The sequence below is a fragment of the Ruegeria sp. YTSC004 genome, assembly GCF_059609805.1.
This window is the reverse complement of sequence record NZ_JBXWMJ010000006.1, coordinates 223,711-239,107: the sequence shown is the minus strand read 5'-3', so window position 1 is coordinate 239,107 and position 15,397 is coordinate 223,711. Positions and strand designations below refer to the sequence as shown.

Below are 15,397 nucleotides of genomic sequence, written 5' to 3'. Positions count from 1 at the left end.
CCAATTTGCACGTTGCATTGGACCGGACGTGTCACGTTTCTTTGGACCTGATTTCACTGTGCCCTCCCAAGCGTTTTCAATACGGCCTGAAGTCTCTTGCGCCCCGCATCACCAGCGCTGTTCACGACAACCTTGTCGCCATTCAGAAAGATGAAACGGTCGGCGATCTGCATGAATGAGCGATCCGCCGTTGCGATTATCACAGTCCTGCGCCCTTGCTGCGCGCGAATCCAGTTTCTGAAACACATCCGTCGATGATCAGACAGGCCGTTGGTTGGCTCGGAAAACAGATAGACCGAAGAAGGGCGCGCCATGCTGCGTGCAAGAACCAGCGACTTTAAGGTTGCCGATGGCATCTGCGCCAGGTCACTGTCGGTCAAACGAGTGTCGATGCCGTCTGGCAGAAGACCTTGGTCATCCAGCAAATCCATATCAGTCAAAGCAGCTATAATATTGTCATCATTGAGAGACGGCGAGGCCAATCGAAAATTCTGGGCGACGGTGCCGTAGAACATCGACATGTCGTAAGTGGCGTAGGTTATGGATTTACGCAATTCGTCCCTAGCAATTTGACGAATGTCGATGCCGTCATGTTCAATCGTACCTGCCAGAGGCGCGTAAAGGCCGTCGATCAGATCCAGCACCGCTGTGCGACCGGCCGCATCGCTGCCCATGACCAGCACCACTTCGCCCGGATCACAGTTGAAACTGGCTTGCGAAAGGACAGGCGCGTTCAAAGGGTCCGGCCGGTACGTGACCGAAGAAAACGCAATCGCGCCGCTTAATGTTTTTTGATGCGTTTGTTCCAGCCCCACCTCGATCTCCACGCCAAGACTAAGGACACGATCCGCCTGATTTCGACTGCTTCGGAAGGAAAGGATCTGGGGGAAGCTGGAATACAGAGACTGAATCGGCGCCAGAATTTTGGACACCAACGCAATCGAGGCGATCAACGCGCCAAAGCTGATATCACCGCGCAACGCGCCATGCGCACACAAGATGATGGCCCCCATCGTCGCAAGTGCCGTAACGGATTGAACCAATGATTGCGCAAGCGCCTGAAACTGACGGCTGCGGCGCGCGGCCGCTTCTGCGCGCTCTGCAAGCGGCATGCAGCGGTCCAACCATTGGTTTTGCATCCCCAGATTTGCAATGGCCCGCTGGTGAAGAATAGCGTCCTGAACGCCCGACTGGCTAGCGGCGGCGGCCTCTGTCGTTTTTTGATCCAACCGTTTTTGATGTGGGATGATGATTGCGCCAAGCAAGACAAGAAAGACCGCCAAGCCGAGCGTCAGCAGCGCGACCTGCGGTGCGAGATATGCAAGGACCGCAAAGGAAATCACCACGAATGGCAGATCCAGAAGGGTCGTCATGACCTGCCCGGTAAATGCATCGCGCAACGATTCGAATTGGCGAAAACGCGATAGCTGTTGGTTTACATCCGTTTTCCCGAGCTGGCTCAGCGGCAGTGACATCAGTTTGCGAAACAGCGCAATCATCAACTGACGCTCTCCACGCCAGCCAACATATGCCAACGCCCGCGTGCGCGCATGGCGGAAGCACAGGTCTGACGCACCCACAATCACCACACCGATCATCAGCGAAACCAGCAAACTAACAGAACCCGACGGGATGACCCGCTCATAGATGCCCATGATCAGCAATGGCGCCATAAGCCCCAGAACGTTGGACAACAACGAGGCGATCAGCAGCCAGGGCAACATCGGGCCTAATTCTGCGAATGCCGAGCGGACAGATGTGAACCGCCTGTCTGTCTGGTGATGCGTGAAGCGGTCGATCCGGATGACGGTGCACCATCGGCGGCCGGGCTTGAGGTGGTTCAGATCTGGGTTCAGATCTTCGCTGATTTGCAGCGTGCCACCTATCCGATCCAACGCAAGGTAGCAGGCACCATTGTCCGGTATTATCAATGCCGGGCATTCGTGATCCGTGATCTCACGTTCACGACATCTGATCTGCGTGTAGGGGATATGGAGGTTTTCCAACGTCTCGAAAATGTCAACCGGGTGGAGCCGATCCAGCACGTGCGGAAACGCCTCAAGCAGCCGGTCTTCACTATTGCGCCACCCACCCGCCGAAAGCAGTCTAAATAGCATCCCGCTTGCAATCTGAGTGTTCATTACGGTCATGCAGCACCCTTTTTCCAGGCTTCCGCGGCAGTGCGTTCAAGATCTGCGTCCACCGCCCATGCCGCCAGATCTAGGGCGTTTGAAGAACTTAAGCGAACGCACTTGTCCGTTATCTTCCTCATCCGAGGGTCCGGGCTTGCAACAAATATCGTGGGCCGCGGTGACACGGATTGGAGGTAATCCGCCAAAGCTTGGCGTTCCGTTGTATCTAGAACCGCTGTTGGTTCATTCATCAAAAGCACCCGCGGCCGCAGCGCCAAGGCCCGTGTCAATGCAATGAGATGCCGGTTCACCGGGTCGGCCTCAAACCCGGTTCCGGTGTTAAGCTGGGTTGCATAACCCATGGGCAAACGGTGAATGCGTTTCTCTAGCCCAAGGGCGAGGGCAACTTGCTTGGCGCGATCAACGGTCTCTGCGTCACCAAAAGCGCTGATGTTTTCAAGCAGTGTTCCCGACAGGATCGCGGGCTCGGCTTCGAGCGCAACCAGCGCGTCCTGCCCGCGCCACCCGATCAACTGTGATGCCCGCAAGCCGCCAATGAACAATCTACCCTTATCTGGCTCTCGCTGCCCCGTCATTGCGTCAAACAAAGCTGCGACCATCCAGCTTTCTTCGGGCTCAATCAAAACGCCATGCCCTTGCTCCACCTGAAAGTTGAGGGGCAAGAAAGCTCTCCCCTTTCCTTTTAAACGGCGCATGGACAAACCGGACACCTTGATCTGACCCAAGTGATCGCAGGAAAGCCCTGCACTTTGCCCGATTTCAAGCTGTTCCATTTCGTTCAATCGTGCTTGTGAAATGGCAGAGTTTTCCGACTGAACCCACATCGCCATGAGTTTGGTCAAAGGCTGGATAATTCGGCCATTCAACAGCATGCAGGCAGCCAATTCGGCGATACCGATCAGGTTGATGATCACCAAGTAGGCCCCCAGCAGCCCCATCGCGGCAACAGTCATCTGCGAGAAAATGGCTCCAAAGCTTTGTGCGAAGCTCGAGAAATGGATCAGCTTTTTGCTGATATCGACGGTCTGATCTTCAAGCAATTCAAAGCGGCGGGCCATTTGTGGCTCCATCCGGTTTGCCTTGACCGTGGGCATGTTCGACAAAATCTCGGACAAGAACGCGTATCGGTGTGTGTCTAAGGACTTGCGGTGCTTGAACAGAGCCCACTGCCCCCGCTTCATGACCGCTGCGAAGATGATCACAACGCAGGCCGCGCCCAATGGCACCAAAATCAGCCACCCCCCGATCAATCCGATCAAAATCGCAAACAAGACCGTAAAGGGCAGATCAATCGAGAGTGTTTGCCCTTGCCCCGAATGGTAGTCCCGCAACTGGCCGATAGCTGCGTAGCGTTCCACATAATTACTGGCGGGTTCGCGCGAGAAAGCCAAAGAATTCGCGTTCAGAACTTTGGTCATAAAGCGGCGGTAATTCCAGACCGCTGCCCCCTCAGCCGTGGTTGTCAAAAGGACGGCACGGCACTGTCTCAGCATCAGCTCCATACCGGCACCGATCACCAGTGCCACCGTCAATACGCGCAGCGTGTCTGTAGACTGAAATGGGATAACCCGATCGAATATCAGCAAGATGGAAATCGGCGTCAAAAGCGACAGAACATTCATAGTCAGAGAGGCAACCCAAAGCGGGATATCAAAGTGAGGAGCCGAAATGCGACCAACAAATCCACGCGGTTCCATGATGCTTTCCACCCCCTTGGTCATTTCAGCAGGAGTGGTCGGTTTCCGTTTAAGACCCGTAAATTCCCCGGCGCATCTTGCCTAGGATTTACCTTTAAATTTAAACGCTTAGTTACCAAATATCGACGGACACGTGTTACCAAATTCGGTGAATCAGTTGTTGTTTGGGGAATTGTGCGATGGGTAAACAAGAGAACGACCTGAATTTTCACACAAGGTCCGCACAGGCGGATATGGACGAACAACACGAGATCGCCTCTCATCTTTCCCGCAATGTTGTCGGGCCAAGCGAAGATCCGACGCGCAGTTCGTTACACACAGGCCAACAGTTCTCTGGGACAATGGAACCTAGCACTCGGAGCGAAGGTGCCCCGGAAGAGTTGAACCCACGCACCGTGCATGCACAACAATCCGGCAACGTCACAAACGCTGATCCTGTCGCCCACACTTTGCATTCAACGAGCTCGTCGGCTGGGTCAATTGCACAGAACCCCAAGGCAGAGGCGACGGAAATTGACGAAAGCGCCGCCGGAATGGAAACATTCCGTGCTGCAATTTCAACGCCCCAAACAACCGAAGGTGTGGCAAAAACCCATGTAAGCGGTCCGGCCTCTCGTCCAGAGCCGCCAAGCGTACCCAATCTGGATGCAGCGCCGGCAGTTTCAACCGACACACAGACCGAAAACAACCCGCCACAAGAGGCCACTCTGGAGAACACATCTGTTGCGGAGAACGCCAATGGCGCGGTGATCGGAAACATTTCCATCGTGGACCCGGATGCATCGGACACGCACAACATTGACATCTCAGACGACCGTTTGGACATCGTTGACGGCAAGTTGCAGCTAAAGCCTGGCATTGTTCTGGACCATGAGGAAGCGGCACAGATTGAGGTCGACGTCACAGTCACAGACTCTGGCGGGGCCAACCTGACCGAGCGTTTCATCGTGGACGTTCAGGATGTGAACGAGGGTCCGACAAGCCTTGTGCTGGATAACACTTCTGTCGCCGAGAACGCCAGTGGCGCAGTGATCGGGAACATCTCCATTGTGGACCTGGATGCGTCGGACACGCACAGCATTGACATCTCAGACGACCGTTTTGACATCGTTGACGGCAAGTTACAGCTAAAGCCCGGCATTGCGCTGGATCATGAAGAAGCGGCGCAGATAGAGGTCGACGTCATCGTCACGGATGCTGGCGGGTCCACCCTGACCGAGCGTTTCACAGTAGACGTTCAGGATGTGAACGAGGGTCCGATACGTCTTGTGCTGGACAATACCTATGAAAACCTCATTCAGAATGGCAGTTTCGAAGAATTTGACTTGGATAAAGGCAGGTGGAAAGGCTTTGGCTCGGATGAAAGCGGGTCCTGGCAAGACGCGCATGGGATGGAAATCTGGGATCATTTAGGCGGTACGAGTGCATCCGATGGCGATCAGCTGCTCGAGATGGATCATGGTCGGGGCATCGACAGTATTTCCCAGGTCGTCCAGACAGAGGATGGTCAACTCTATGATCTGGGCGTTGACCTGCGTGAGCGTCTAGCAGGTGGAACCGATACGGTCGAGGTCTATTGGAACGGCAATCTGGTGGCGGAGCTGGACCCGCAATCCGCAGATTGGGAAACGTTCCAGCTGCAGGTCGTTGGGACCGGACAAGACACGCTGGAACTGCGCGAACCTGAGGGACAGAATGATACCTACGGTGCCTTGGTTGATAACATCACACTGACCGCCGCAGAGCTGACCGTAGCCGAAAATGTTGATGGGGCCGTTGTCGGGCAGCTCAGTTTTGAGGATCCGGATCAGGACGACACCCATAGGTTCGAAATCTCGGATGACCGGTTCGAAGTCATCGGTGGTCAACTGCGTCTGAAACCCGGTGTTGCGTTGGACTATGAAGAGGCATCCTCGGTCACCGTTGATGTCACGGTGATCGACGCAGGCGGGTTGCGTCACTCCGAAAGCTTTACTGTCAATGTGGCGGATACGGACGAGATGACGTTTTCGTCAGGGTTTCACGCCAAATATTTCGACGTTGATCATCGTCTTTCCAAACTGGAAGACATCAACTGGACCGCAGAACCGACCCATGAAGAGGTTACGTCCGAAATCAACTACGCTAACGGTCACGACACATTTTGGGATGGAGGCGCGAAAGACACGTTCGGCGTCCAGATCAATGGCAGCATCGAAGTTGAGCAAGGCGGAACATTCACTTTCTTTCTGGGCGCCGATGATGGGGCGATGTTGGTAATCAACGGCCAACAGGTCGTTGAAAATGACGGGCTGCACGGGTTTCGAACTCGAACAGGTGAAATTGAGCTTGAACCGGGAACACATTCGATCGAAATCCGATACTTCGAAAATTGCGGCCGGGCTGGACTGAAGCTTGAATGGGAGGGCCCAGGTCTTGACGAACGTGAGGTGGTTACAGCCCCAGACGTGTCCGCGGCCCAAACCGTTTCGGGCGTGCCACTTGCCATTGGTGTGGATATGGGAACGCTCAGCGTGACCGATGAAACCACGTTCGAACTGACAGGTCTGCCGACTGGAACAATTGTCGAGGCTGGCGGAATCGCATTCGCGGCAAATGTGGACGGGATCGCAGAGATGGAAGGCTGGCAAGGTGAGATGATCACCATAACACCGCCGCCAGAATTTGCGGGAACAGTCGAAGCAGCCCTGCATCATTCTACGCCGACCAGTGAAAACAGCAGTCACGACGGCGTACAATACCTGACTTTCGAAGTAACTCAGGCTGACCTGCCCTCACCAGATGCCAAAATTGTGGGCGGGTTCCGCGCAAGTTATTTTGACATGGACAACAGGTTGTCAAAGCTGGACGACATCGACTGGTCCGCTGACCCGACGCAACAGGAATTTGTGCCTGAAATCAATTTTGATAACAGTCGCAACTCATTCTGGGAAGGCGGTTCAAGGGATACGTTTGGGGCAAAACTCGAAGGTAAAATCACAATAGAAGAAGGCGGCTCCTACACTTTTTTTGCCGGTGCGGACGATGGCGTAGCACTCTTCGTCAACGGCGTTAGGATCGTGGACAATGATGGTCTGCATGGGTTCCGAACGCGGTCCGGAAAAATCGACCTGGAACCCGGCACTTATGATATCGAAGTTCGGTATTTTGAGAATTACGGTCGTGCAGGATTGAAATTGGAATGGGACGGGCCGGACACAACGGGGCGCGAGCTTTTGCAAGCTGACCCAGACCCATATGTCAGCGAAAACGGGACGATCGAAGTCGCAATCGAGATGGACCAAGCAAGTGATCAGGCTGCTGTATCTTTAGAAGGGCTGCCACCAAATACTTTGCTGATCAGCGGTGAGGATTCACTGATGACAGATGGCGGCTCTGCGGATCTATCTGGCTGGGATCTCGACTTTCTTGAGATTTCCCCGCCCCCAGGATTTCAAGGCGCAATCGAAGGGGAAATCTTGGTGACGGACACCGGATTTAACGGGGCGCAATTGACTTCAGTGACTTCCTTTGCTCTGGACGTCGGGCAAACAGATGAAATCGCAAAAGACCTTGCCCCTGATCTGTCCGAAACGCTTGCTGCAACAACACTGGTTGAACCGCCCGCGCCGTGGCACTTGGATTTTGCGCAAAGTGACGCGGAAACCGGCGGCGATGTTATGGCCGAAGCGGTAGTGACCAACCCGGGCTCTGAGATCTCGTGTATCCAGACCGAAGCCTATGAGCGCATTGATTGGTAACAGCACTCAGCTATGTTTGCGGGCCACGATCCAAGTTGGGTTATAGGTCAGGGGCACGCCATCATCATCGCCAAAGTGTCGGATATATTGTTCCGAGAATTGGGCAAGACTGGTTTTGGTCCAGACCTTCTGCGCGCGCCCGTTGACCCCAGTTCTTCGAAGGTGATTGAGAACGTCTCGGGGCGTATCAAAGCGCAATGCAGAGAGAATTTCGCCGCAACTGATAATCTCTAACTGGCCTTCGACCGCCGCGGCCAAATCTTCAGATCGGCACAGGCCCGGCGCTTTGGCTGTGGAGCCGACTTTCACCAGCTCCCGGTACTGTTCTGGTCCAAAGCCTGAAACCGCCAACCACCCTCCAGGAGCCAATGCGTTGGCCGCCTTTTGCAAGAAGGCTGCGGGATCAAACAGCCATTGGATCATGGATGCGGAAATGACCAAATTGGGTTGAGATGGCCATTCAACAGTTTTGGCATCACCACACAAAAAGTCCGCGCCGACCGCTGTTGCGGTCTCAGCCGCTTCGGGCGACAGGTCATTGACCGTCAACTGACCAATGTCGAATGCGCTACACACCCGATGCGTGAGGTGGCCGGTACCACACCCAAATTCCAAACCGGCCGGGAAACGGTCCGGCCCGCCGCCGGCCCGCATCTCATGGACCAGCCGATCCGCGATTTTGGCCTGCTGGCTCGCTGATCTGTGGTAGCTGCGGAAACTGCGACTGAAACTGCGCTGGACGCGGTCTGCGATCTGTACGTTCATGCGGCCCACTCCTGCCAGTTCTGACCGTCGCGAAACGGGACATGCGGGGTGGCAATACCACGCACGGCAGATTGTTGGTGCGCCCATGCCGCCTCTTGCGCCGGCGTTGGGATAATTCGGTCCCGCTGGGGGATCCAAATCCGGTCAAACGCCACCTCGGGTGCGCCACCACGGTCGATCACGGCGTGAAGCTCTGCCTGCGCAGCCTCCAGATCAATTTCGGGAACCGGCCCGTTCAATCCGGCGCGGCGACAGAACTTTGCGAAACTGGCTGCGGTCAGGTTTTCCGCCGTGGCGCGGATCATATCCGGTGCGATGCCACGCTCGGGGTCAGCCGGACATAGCGTGCCGCTGACGGCAATCAGCCGATCGGGACAAAATCCAGTTTGCGTCAGCCAGTGGCCCGCAGATGCGACACCAAAAGAAAAGGCAATCAGATTGACCCGGTCATATTGCGCAATATCAGGCAGAGGATCGTCAAGGTGGCGGAAGTCGTCGACGAATAGCACATCACCGCGCCCTGAAAGCCCAGCAAAAGGCGCAGCCCCCAGCGCCCAACCGCCAAAGATCAGGATCAATTCATCCGTTCCGGAATGCGATAACCACCGCTGTTTCATGACATGCCTTTGACGAGCGAGATCATGGCCGATGTTACACGGCTCAATTCATTCGCAGAGATGATGTAAGGCGGCATGCAATAGATGTTGCGGGCAAACGGGCGCAACCAAACGCCGGTATCGGGTGCCAGCGCATGCGCAACCGCGGGATCAGCCCATTGCTCCATTTCAATGACCCCGATCGCGCCAAGCACGCGCACATCGGCAACGCCTGGCAATTCACGTGCGGGGGCAAGTTCTTGCTTGATCTGGTCGGCGATCGCGTGCACTTCGGCGCGCCAATCTCTGACCGATAGTTGGTCCAGACTGGCCACCGCGGCAGAACAGGCCAGCGGGTTGGCCATATAGGTCGGGCCATGCATCAGAACGTTTGCTTCGCTTTCGCCAATTCGGCGCGCGACATCTTCAGTCGTGGCGGTCGCGGCCAGAGTAATATGTCCGCCTGTCAGCGCTTTGCCCATGCAGATGATGTCAGGAACCACTTCGGCATGACGCATCGCGAACAGTTCGCCCGTGCGACCAAACCCAGTCGCGATTTCGTCAAAAATCACAAGAATTCCGTACGCTTTACACAGGTCTTGCGCGCCTTTTAACCACTTGGGGTGATAGAAATACATGCCACCCGCGCCCTGCACCACAGGCTCAAGGATCAGGGCCGCGATCTGATCGGTCTTGGCTTCCAGCAGCTCAGCCAGTGCATCCAGCCCATTCAGGGTTGGATCATCCGTCCATTCCTGATCAAACGATATCGGTGGGCGGGGCAGGAAATGTTGGATCGACAGCGCGCCGCTGAACAGCCCATGCATCCCATTCTCGGGGTCGCAGACGCTCATCGCTTTCCATGTGTCCCCGTGGTATCCGCCGCGAATGGTCGCAAATTGCGTGCGCCCCGTGTGACCCAGCGCCATCTGATACTGCACAGCCATTTTCAAGGCGACTTCAATCGCGACCGATCCGCTATCGCTGTAGAAAATGCGATCCAGCCCGTCAGGCAACAGCTCGACCAGCTTGCGACCCAGTTCAATAGCGGGTCGATGCGTCAGGCCACCGAACATGACATGGGGCATTTGCCGCAGCTGTTCCTGCATCGCAGCAGTAATGGCCGGATGACGATGCCCGTGCACCGCACACCACCACGACGACATAGCATCGATCATCCGAGTGCCGTCTTCCCGGGTCAGCCATACCCCTTCGGCCTCGGTGATCAGATGCATCGGACCGGGGTTCAGAACATTAGTATAGGGATGCCACAGGTGGCGGGCATCAAACTCCAGAGCGGTCACAAAGCTCTCCGAATTGTTGCTGTGTCAATCGCATCGAAAGCATCCGACAGCGTTTCTCCCGACAGGGTTTCAAGATACGGCAAGCGTCCCAAATGGGTAACCTGACACATCTCGGCGATGGTCTGTTCAACCTCTGGCTCAGCGTCGCCTACAAACGCTACGCCGACGACGTTGCAACCTGCTCCCCGCAAAGCCATCAGGGACAGGCTTGTGTGGTTGATCGTACCCAATGCGGTCCGGGCCACCAGAACCACGGGCGCCCGCCACACCGAGATGACATCAAGGAAAAAGGTCTTGCGGTTCAGCGGCACCATGATCCCGCCTGCCCCCTCGACGACCAGGGGTCCGTTGACCTGAGGCAGCGCAAGCCGATCCGGCGAAATCTCGACGCCTATGTCTTCGGCCGACAAATGTGGTGAGGCTGGCATGTTCAGGCGATAGGCTTCCGGCAAAATTACAGCACCGGAAAGCGCCGCGACGGTTTCTGTGTCCGTTGCATCCTCAAGCCCGGATTGCACCGGCTTCCAATAGGTTGCGCCAAGCGCGGCCGTCAGGCCCGCAGCAAAAACCGTTTTTCCGACACCAGTGTCGGTGCCTGTGACGATTACAGCGCTCATGCCGCCTCGGTCTGTTGATGCGCCAGTGCTTCGAACAGGGCGCTTATGTCATCCTTGCCCACGTTGCCGGTGATCGACACGCGCAGGCGCGACGTGCCCCGTGGCACGGTCGGCGGCCGGATACCACGGACATCAAAACCTTTGGCCTGTAACGTTGCGGCCATTTCCATGGTTTTGGCGTCATCGCCCAAAATTATGGGGATAATCTGGCTGTTCAGCGCCTCTTGGGGTGTTCCGATCTGACGTGCAACGGCATGCGCGTGGCGGGTGCGGGACAGGGCGTTCAGGGGCAGCGAACTATCTGTTTGAAGATGCTGCAGAACCACGCGAACAAGGGCCGCATTGAGCGGAGATGGGGATGTCGCAAAGATAAACGGGCGCGCGCGGTTGATCAATGTTTCGATCAACACCCGCGGGCCACAAATCAGCCCTCCAGAAACCCCCAACCCTTTGCCGCATGTGTGCAAAGTCAGCAACTCAGCCTTGAGGCCATGCGCCAGACCCTTTCCGTTCGGGCCAAATACTCCGGTCGCATGAGCCTCATCCACGATCAATATGGCACCGTGTTCACAGGCCAGATCAGACAGCGCAGCCAAGGGCGCAATGTCGCCCTCCATGGAATAGATGCTTTCCACGGCGATCCAGATTTGACCAGACCCGCCTTTTGCCAGCCACGCCTCAATGGCCAGACGCGCTGCGGTCACGTCATTATGAGCAAAGGCACGTGTTTGGCCACGTCCCATCCGCATGCCTTCATGCGCGCTTGCATGAACCAAAGCATCGTAAAGGATCAGATCTTCGGCGGCAGGAAGGGTCGAGAAAATCGCCTGATTGGCCTGGAATCCTCCGCCCATGAACAAAGCAGCCTCAGCATCAAAAAAGGCGGCGGCCTCGTGTTCAAGCGCCTCATGTTCGGGATGATTGCCCCGCAAAAGACGGGAACCACCGGATCCCAGCGGCACGCCCTGCGCCAATGCCGTTTGCGCGGCAACGCGAAGGAATGCCGATTGCGCCAAACCTAGGTAATCATTGGACGCAAAGTCCAGACCGCGCCGTGATGCCAACACCCGGCGACGGTGCCGGGTGTCCAACAGTTCAAGCATCGAGTTCAATCGACTCAGTGCTATCATTCAGCAGCATCCAAACAGGATTTTTCGGCCGATGTTTCCGCCTGCAACCCAAGCTTGGCAAACAATATGGCATCAGTGTCTTCTTCGGGGTTTTCTGCCGTCAAAAGCGTTTCACCAACAAAGATCGAGTTCGCACCGGCGAAGAAGCACATGGCCTGCAATTCCTCACTCATATCGCTGCGCCCTGCGGACAGACGAACATAAGACTGCGGCATCATTATCCGCGCCACGGCTATTACCCGCACAAAGTCGATCGGGTCGATGGGCTTCGCGTCTGCCAATGGTGTGTCTTCCTGCGGCATCAGCATATTGATCGGCACTGAATCCGGCGCCGGGTTCATATTGGCCAAAGTGACAAGCATATCGACCCGGTCCTGAACCTCTTCGCCCATTCCGAGGATACCGCCGGAACAGACTTTGATACCCGCTTCCTGCACACGGTTCATCGTGTCAATCCGGTCCGCAAAGGTGCGTGTGGTGATGACTTCGGGATAATACCGCTCGGACGTGTCGATGTTGTGGTTATAGTAATCCAGCCCCGCATCGCGCAAACGGACCACCTGTTTGTCGTCCAGCATGCCAAGGGTCATACATGTTTCCATCCCCATCTCGCGCACGCCTTCGACCATGGCAACAAGGGCATCCATATCCCGGTCTTTGGGTTCGCGCCACGCAGCGCCCATGCAGAACCGGGTTGCCCCACCGTCGCGAGCCTTGCGCGCTTCGGTCAGAACGCGCTGAACCTCGATCAATTTGGAGGCCGACAGCTTTGATCCGTTCCGCGCCGATTGCGAGCAATAGGCACAATCCTCGGCGCATCCACCGGTTTTGATCGACAATAGTTTGGATGTCTGAACCTTGTTGGGATCAAAGTTTTCGCGGTGCACAGTCTGAGCGCGAAACAGCAGATCCATCAACGGAAGGTCATACAACGCTTGGGCAGCTTCGCGGGACCACAGCGGGGAGGTGTTTTTCATTTTATAGATACTTTTCGAAAACTCTCATGGCTGCGCATACTTTTATAGATAAAGATCGTTATCACAACCAGATTCTACCATCTGCGTCACTCAGGCGGAAAAACGCGGATGCTTGCAATGGTCCGCTGTGCCAACGCCGCTTCAGCAAACGATGCGGAACATTCTATCCCAATGCGGCTGCCGCCATTTCCGCAATATGCACCGCGCGAAAATCAACCGTCTCAAATCGACACATGTTGCCATGATTGGGTAAGCAGATCACAATGGGCATCAGTACCAAACATTCCCGCATGCGCCGCGCCGCTGCAAACGCGTTGGATACCAGTGTCACACGGTTGTTTTGTAAGTTATGCAGAAGGCGCGTTAGCCAACATATTGAAAGGTTCCGAATGACCTCCTCCAACCATTTTTCGATGTCTCGCCGCCAGTTCCTTGCCACAACCACGGCCAGCGCCGCCGCAATCACCCTGCACCCTTTTTCGGCCGCCGCTGCCGACAATCAGGCGCATCTTCGGATCATGGAAACCACCGATATCCATGTGCATGTCTTCCCTTATGATTACTACGCAGACAAGCCGCGCGATACGGTAGGCCTGTCGCGCACCGCATCGATCATCAATGACATTCGGTCAGAGGCAACCAACTCGTTGCTGGTGGATAATGGCGACTTTTTGCAGGGCAACCCGATGGGCGATTACATCGCTTATGAGCGTGGTATGAAAGAAGGCGACAGCCATCCGATCATCGCCGCATTCAACACCGTAGGCTATGACGCCGCTACTTTGGGCAACCACGAGTTCAATTACGGTTTGGATTTTCTGGAAAAGTCACTCGCCGGCGCTGATTTCCCTGTCGTGTTGGCCAACGTCGCCAAAAAACAGGGTGCAGGGCCACGCGATGATAAGACCCTGGTCAAGCCTTACGCCATTCTGGACCGGGAAATTGAAATGGGCGACGGCAGCAAGCATCCAATCAAGGTCGGCGTCATTGGCTTTACACCACCTCAGATCATGAATTGGGATCGCAAGCATCTGGAAGGCAACGTTCAGGCCCGAGACATTGTCGATACGGCGAAAGCCTATGTACCAGAAATGCAAGAGCAAGGCTGCGACCTGATCATCGCCCTGTCGCATTCGGGTATCGGTGAGGCAGACCATGCCAACGGGATGGAGAACGCCTCAGTCGCGCTGGCTGGCGTCGATGGCATCGACGCGCTGGTCACAGGCCACAATCACCTGGTCTTCCCTTCGCCCACCTTCGCGGATCGTCCAGGTATCGACGTCGAAAAAGGTACCTTGCTGGGCAAACCAGCGGTCATGGGCGGTTTCTGGGGCTCGCATCTGGGTCTGTTGGACCTGCTGCTGGAACGCGACGGGAACGAATGGCGCGTCGTAACAACGACGTCCGAGGCGCGCCCGATCTCAAAGCGCAACGAAGATCGCTCAATCACTGCGCTGGTTGGCGACGACCAGACCGTGCTGGATTCGGTTGCCAAAGATCACGACGAAACACTGGCATATGTTCGCCGCGCCGTAGGGAAGACGTCCGCGCCTTTGCACAGCTATTTCGCGCTCGTCGCGGATGATCCGTCGGTGCAAATCGTGTCGATCGCACAAAAATGGTATGTTGAAGAGATGATGAAGGGCACCGAGCACGAGGGGCTGCCCATCCTATCAGCCGCAGCCCCGTTCAAGGCCGGTGGCCGTGGTGGGCCAGAGTATTATACCGATGTTCCAGTGGGCGATGTGGCAATCAAAAACGTGGCTGACCTGTATCTCTATCCGAACACCGTGCGGGCGGTCCGCGTGAACGGGGCACAGGTCCGGGGTTGGCTGGAGCGTTCGGCAGGTATGTTCAATCAGGTTGAGCCGGGCTCGGCCGACGCAATTCTACTGAACCCGGAATTCCCGTCCTACAACTTTGATGTTATGGACGGCGTGACCTATCAGATCGACCTGTCCCAGCCCTCGCGATTTGGACCAAAAGGCGAAGAGGTGAACCCAGATGCGGCTCGGATTGTGAACCTTTCCTTCAACGGCACGCCGGTTACGGATGATATGGAGTTCATCATCGCCACCAACAATTACCGCGCGTCTGGCGGTGGGTCCTTCCCGGGCGCATTGGGTGACACGATTGTTTTCGAGGCCCCAGACACCAACCGCGACGTCATCGTGCGTTACATTGTCGAACAGGGCACAATCGATCCAAAGGCGGACGCCAACTGGTCCTTCGCCCCGCTCGCAGATACCACGGTGCTTTTCGAAACCGGCCCCAAAGCGCGCGACTATATGAGCGACGTCAATGGAGTGGTGATCGAAGACGCCGGCGAAGGCGCCGATGGTTTCGCCGCGTTCCGCATCAAGCTTTAAACGCCAGAACTTATAAACCGACCGTCACCCCGACCAATGGGTGGCGGTC

The 15,397-nt window shown here is 56.1% G+C and carries 10 protein-coding genes; 2 read left to right on the top strand and 8 right to left on the bottom strand.

Annotated elements, in window-relative coordinates:
* Positions 1 to 53 precede the first annotated feature (53 nt).
* Both AC2FFP_RS13040 and AC2FFP_RS13035 read right to left on the bottom strand, forming a co-directional pair.
* A complete protein-coding gene (locus tag AC2FFP_RS13040) occupies positions 54 to 2,150 on the bottom strand; it encodes a peptidase domain-containing ABC transporter (protein ID WP_496881130.1) in 2,097 nt (698 codons plus the stop codon).
* Positions 2,147 to 3,874 carry an ABC transporter transmembrane domain-containing protein gene (locus AC2FFP_RS13035; protein WP_496844359.1) on the bottom strand — a complete coding sequence of 576 codons (1,728 nt, stop codon included), beginning with the start codon at positions 3,872 to 3,874 and terminating at the stop codon, positions 2,147 to 2,149. Before AC2FFP_RS13035 ends, AC2FFP_RS13040 begins: the two co-directional genes overlap by 4 nt.
* A gap of 155 nt (positions 3,875 to 4,029) precedes the next feature.
* Here AC2FFP_RS13035 and AC2FFP_RS13030 point away from each other — a divergent pair, with 155 nt between their 5' ends.
* Positions 4,030 to 7,590 carry a PA14 domain-containing protein gene (locus AC2FFP_RS13030; RefSeq protein WP_496881129.1) on the top strand — a complete coding sequence of 1,187 codons (3,561 nt, stop codon included), beginning with the start codon at positions 4,030 to 4,032 and terminating at the stop codon, positions 7,588 to 7,590.
* Between the two features lie 6 nt (positions 7,591 to 7,596).
* Here the strand turns inward: AC2FFP_RS13030 and AC2FFP_RS13025 are convergent, their stop codons facing one another.
* Genes AC2FFP_RS13025 through bioB form a run of 6 tightly spaced genes read right to left on the bottom strand, consistent with a single transcriptional unit; the run spans position 7,597 to position 12,979 of the window.
* A complete protein-coding gene (locus AC2FFP_RS13025; RefSeq protein WP_496844357.1) occupies positions 7,597 to 8,355 on the bottom strand; it encodes a methyltransferase in 759 nt (252 codons plus the stop codon).
* Complete coding sequence (locus tag AC2FFP_RS13020; RefSeq protein ID WP_496766453.1) at positions 8,352 to 8,972, bottom strand: pimeloyl-ACP methyl esterase BioG family protein; 621 nt, start codon at positions 8,970 to 8,972, stop codon at positions 8,352 to 8,354. The genes AC2FFP_RS13025 and AC2FFP_RS13020 overlap by 4 nt, the downstream gene beginning before the upstream one ends.
* Positions 8,969 to 10,255, bottom strand: a complete 1,287-nt coding sequence (bioA, locus tag AC2FFP_RS13015; protein WP_496766451.1) for an adenosylmethionine--8-amino-7-oxononanoate transaminase — start codon at positions 10,253 to 10,255, stop codon at positions 8,969 to 8,971. The genes AC2FFP_RS13020 and bioA overlap by 4 nt, the downstream gene beginning before the upstream one ends.
* Positions 10,252 to 10,872, bottom strand: coding sequence for a dethiobiotin synthase (bioD, locus tag AC2FFP_RS13010; RefSeq protein WP_496766449.1), 621 nt, complete (start codon positions 10,870 to 10,872; stop codon positions 10,252 to 10,254). The genes bioA and bioD overlap by 4 nt, the downstream gene beginning before the upstream one ends.
* On the bottom strand, positions 10,869 to 12,002 hold the full coding sequence (locus tag AC2FFP_RS13005; RefSeq protein ID WP_496844354.1) for an 8-amino-7-oxononanoate synthase: 1,134 nt from the start codon (positions 12,000 to 12,002) through the stop codon (positions 10,869 to 10,871). Before AC2FFP_RS13005 ends, bioD begins: the two co-directional genes overlap by 4 nt.
* A complete protein-coding gene (gene bioB, locus AC2FFP_RS13000) occupies positions 11,999 to 12,979 on the bottom strand; it encodes a biotin synthase BioB (protein ID WP_496881128.1) in 981 nt (326 codons plus the stop codon). The genes AC2FFP_RS13005 and bioB overlap by 4 nt, the downstream gene beginning before the upstream one ends.
* 389 nt (positions 12,980 to 13,368) lie before the next feature.
* Here bioB and AC2FFP_RS12995 point away from each other — a divergent pair, with 389 nt between their 5' ends.
* Positions 13,369 to 15,348 (top strand): bifunctional 2',3'-cyclic-nucleotide 2'-phosphodiesterase/3'-nucleotidase, encoded by a 1,980-nt coding sequence (locus AC2FFP_RS12995; RefSeq protein ID WP_496881127.1) that lies wholly within the window; start codon positions 13,369 to 13,371, stop codon positions 15,346 to 15,348.
* The last annotated feature ends 49 nt before the right edge of the window (positions 15,349 to 15,397 follow it).

Bases quoted from the DNA above. Each gene is read 5' to 3' on its own strand.
- AC2FFP_RS13040 (WP_496881130.1), bottom strand. From the start codon at position 2,150: ATGACCGTAATGAACACTCAGATTGCAAGCGGGATGCTATTTAGACTG.
- AC2FFP_RS13035 (WP_496844359.1), bottom strand. From the start codon at position 3,874: ATGACCAAGGGGGTGGAAAGCATCATGGAACCGCGTGGATTTGTTGGT.
- AC2FFP_RS12995 (WP_496881127.1), top strand. From the start codon at position 13,369: ATGACCTCCTCCAACCATTTTTCGATGTCTCGCCGCCAGTTCCTTGCC.
- bioD (WP_496766449.1), bottom strand. From the start codon at position 10,872: ATGAGCGCTGTAATCGTCACAGGCACCGACACTGGTGTCGGAAAAACG.
- bioB (WP_496881128.1), bottom strand. From the start codon at position 12,979: ATGAAAAACACCTCCCCGCTGTGGTCCCGCGAAGCTGCCCAAGCGTTG.
- AC2FFP_RS13020 (WP_496766453.1), bottom strand. From the start codon at position 8,972: ATGAAACAGCGGTGGTTATCGCATTCCGGAACGGATGAATTGATCCTG.
- AC2FFP_RS13030 (WP_496881129.1), top strand. From the start codon at position 4,030: ATGGGTAAACAAGAGAACGACCTGAATTTTCACACAAGGTCCGCACAG.
- AC2FFP_RS13005 (WP_496844354.1), bottom strand. From the start codon at position 12,002: ATGATAGCACTGAGTCGATTGAACTCGATGCTTGAACTGTTGGACACC.
- AC2FFP_RS13025 (WP_496844357.1), bottom strand. From the start codon at position 8,355: ATGAACGTACAGATCGCAGACCGCGTCCAGCGCAGTTTCAGTCGCAGT.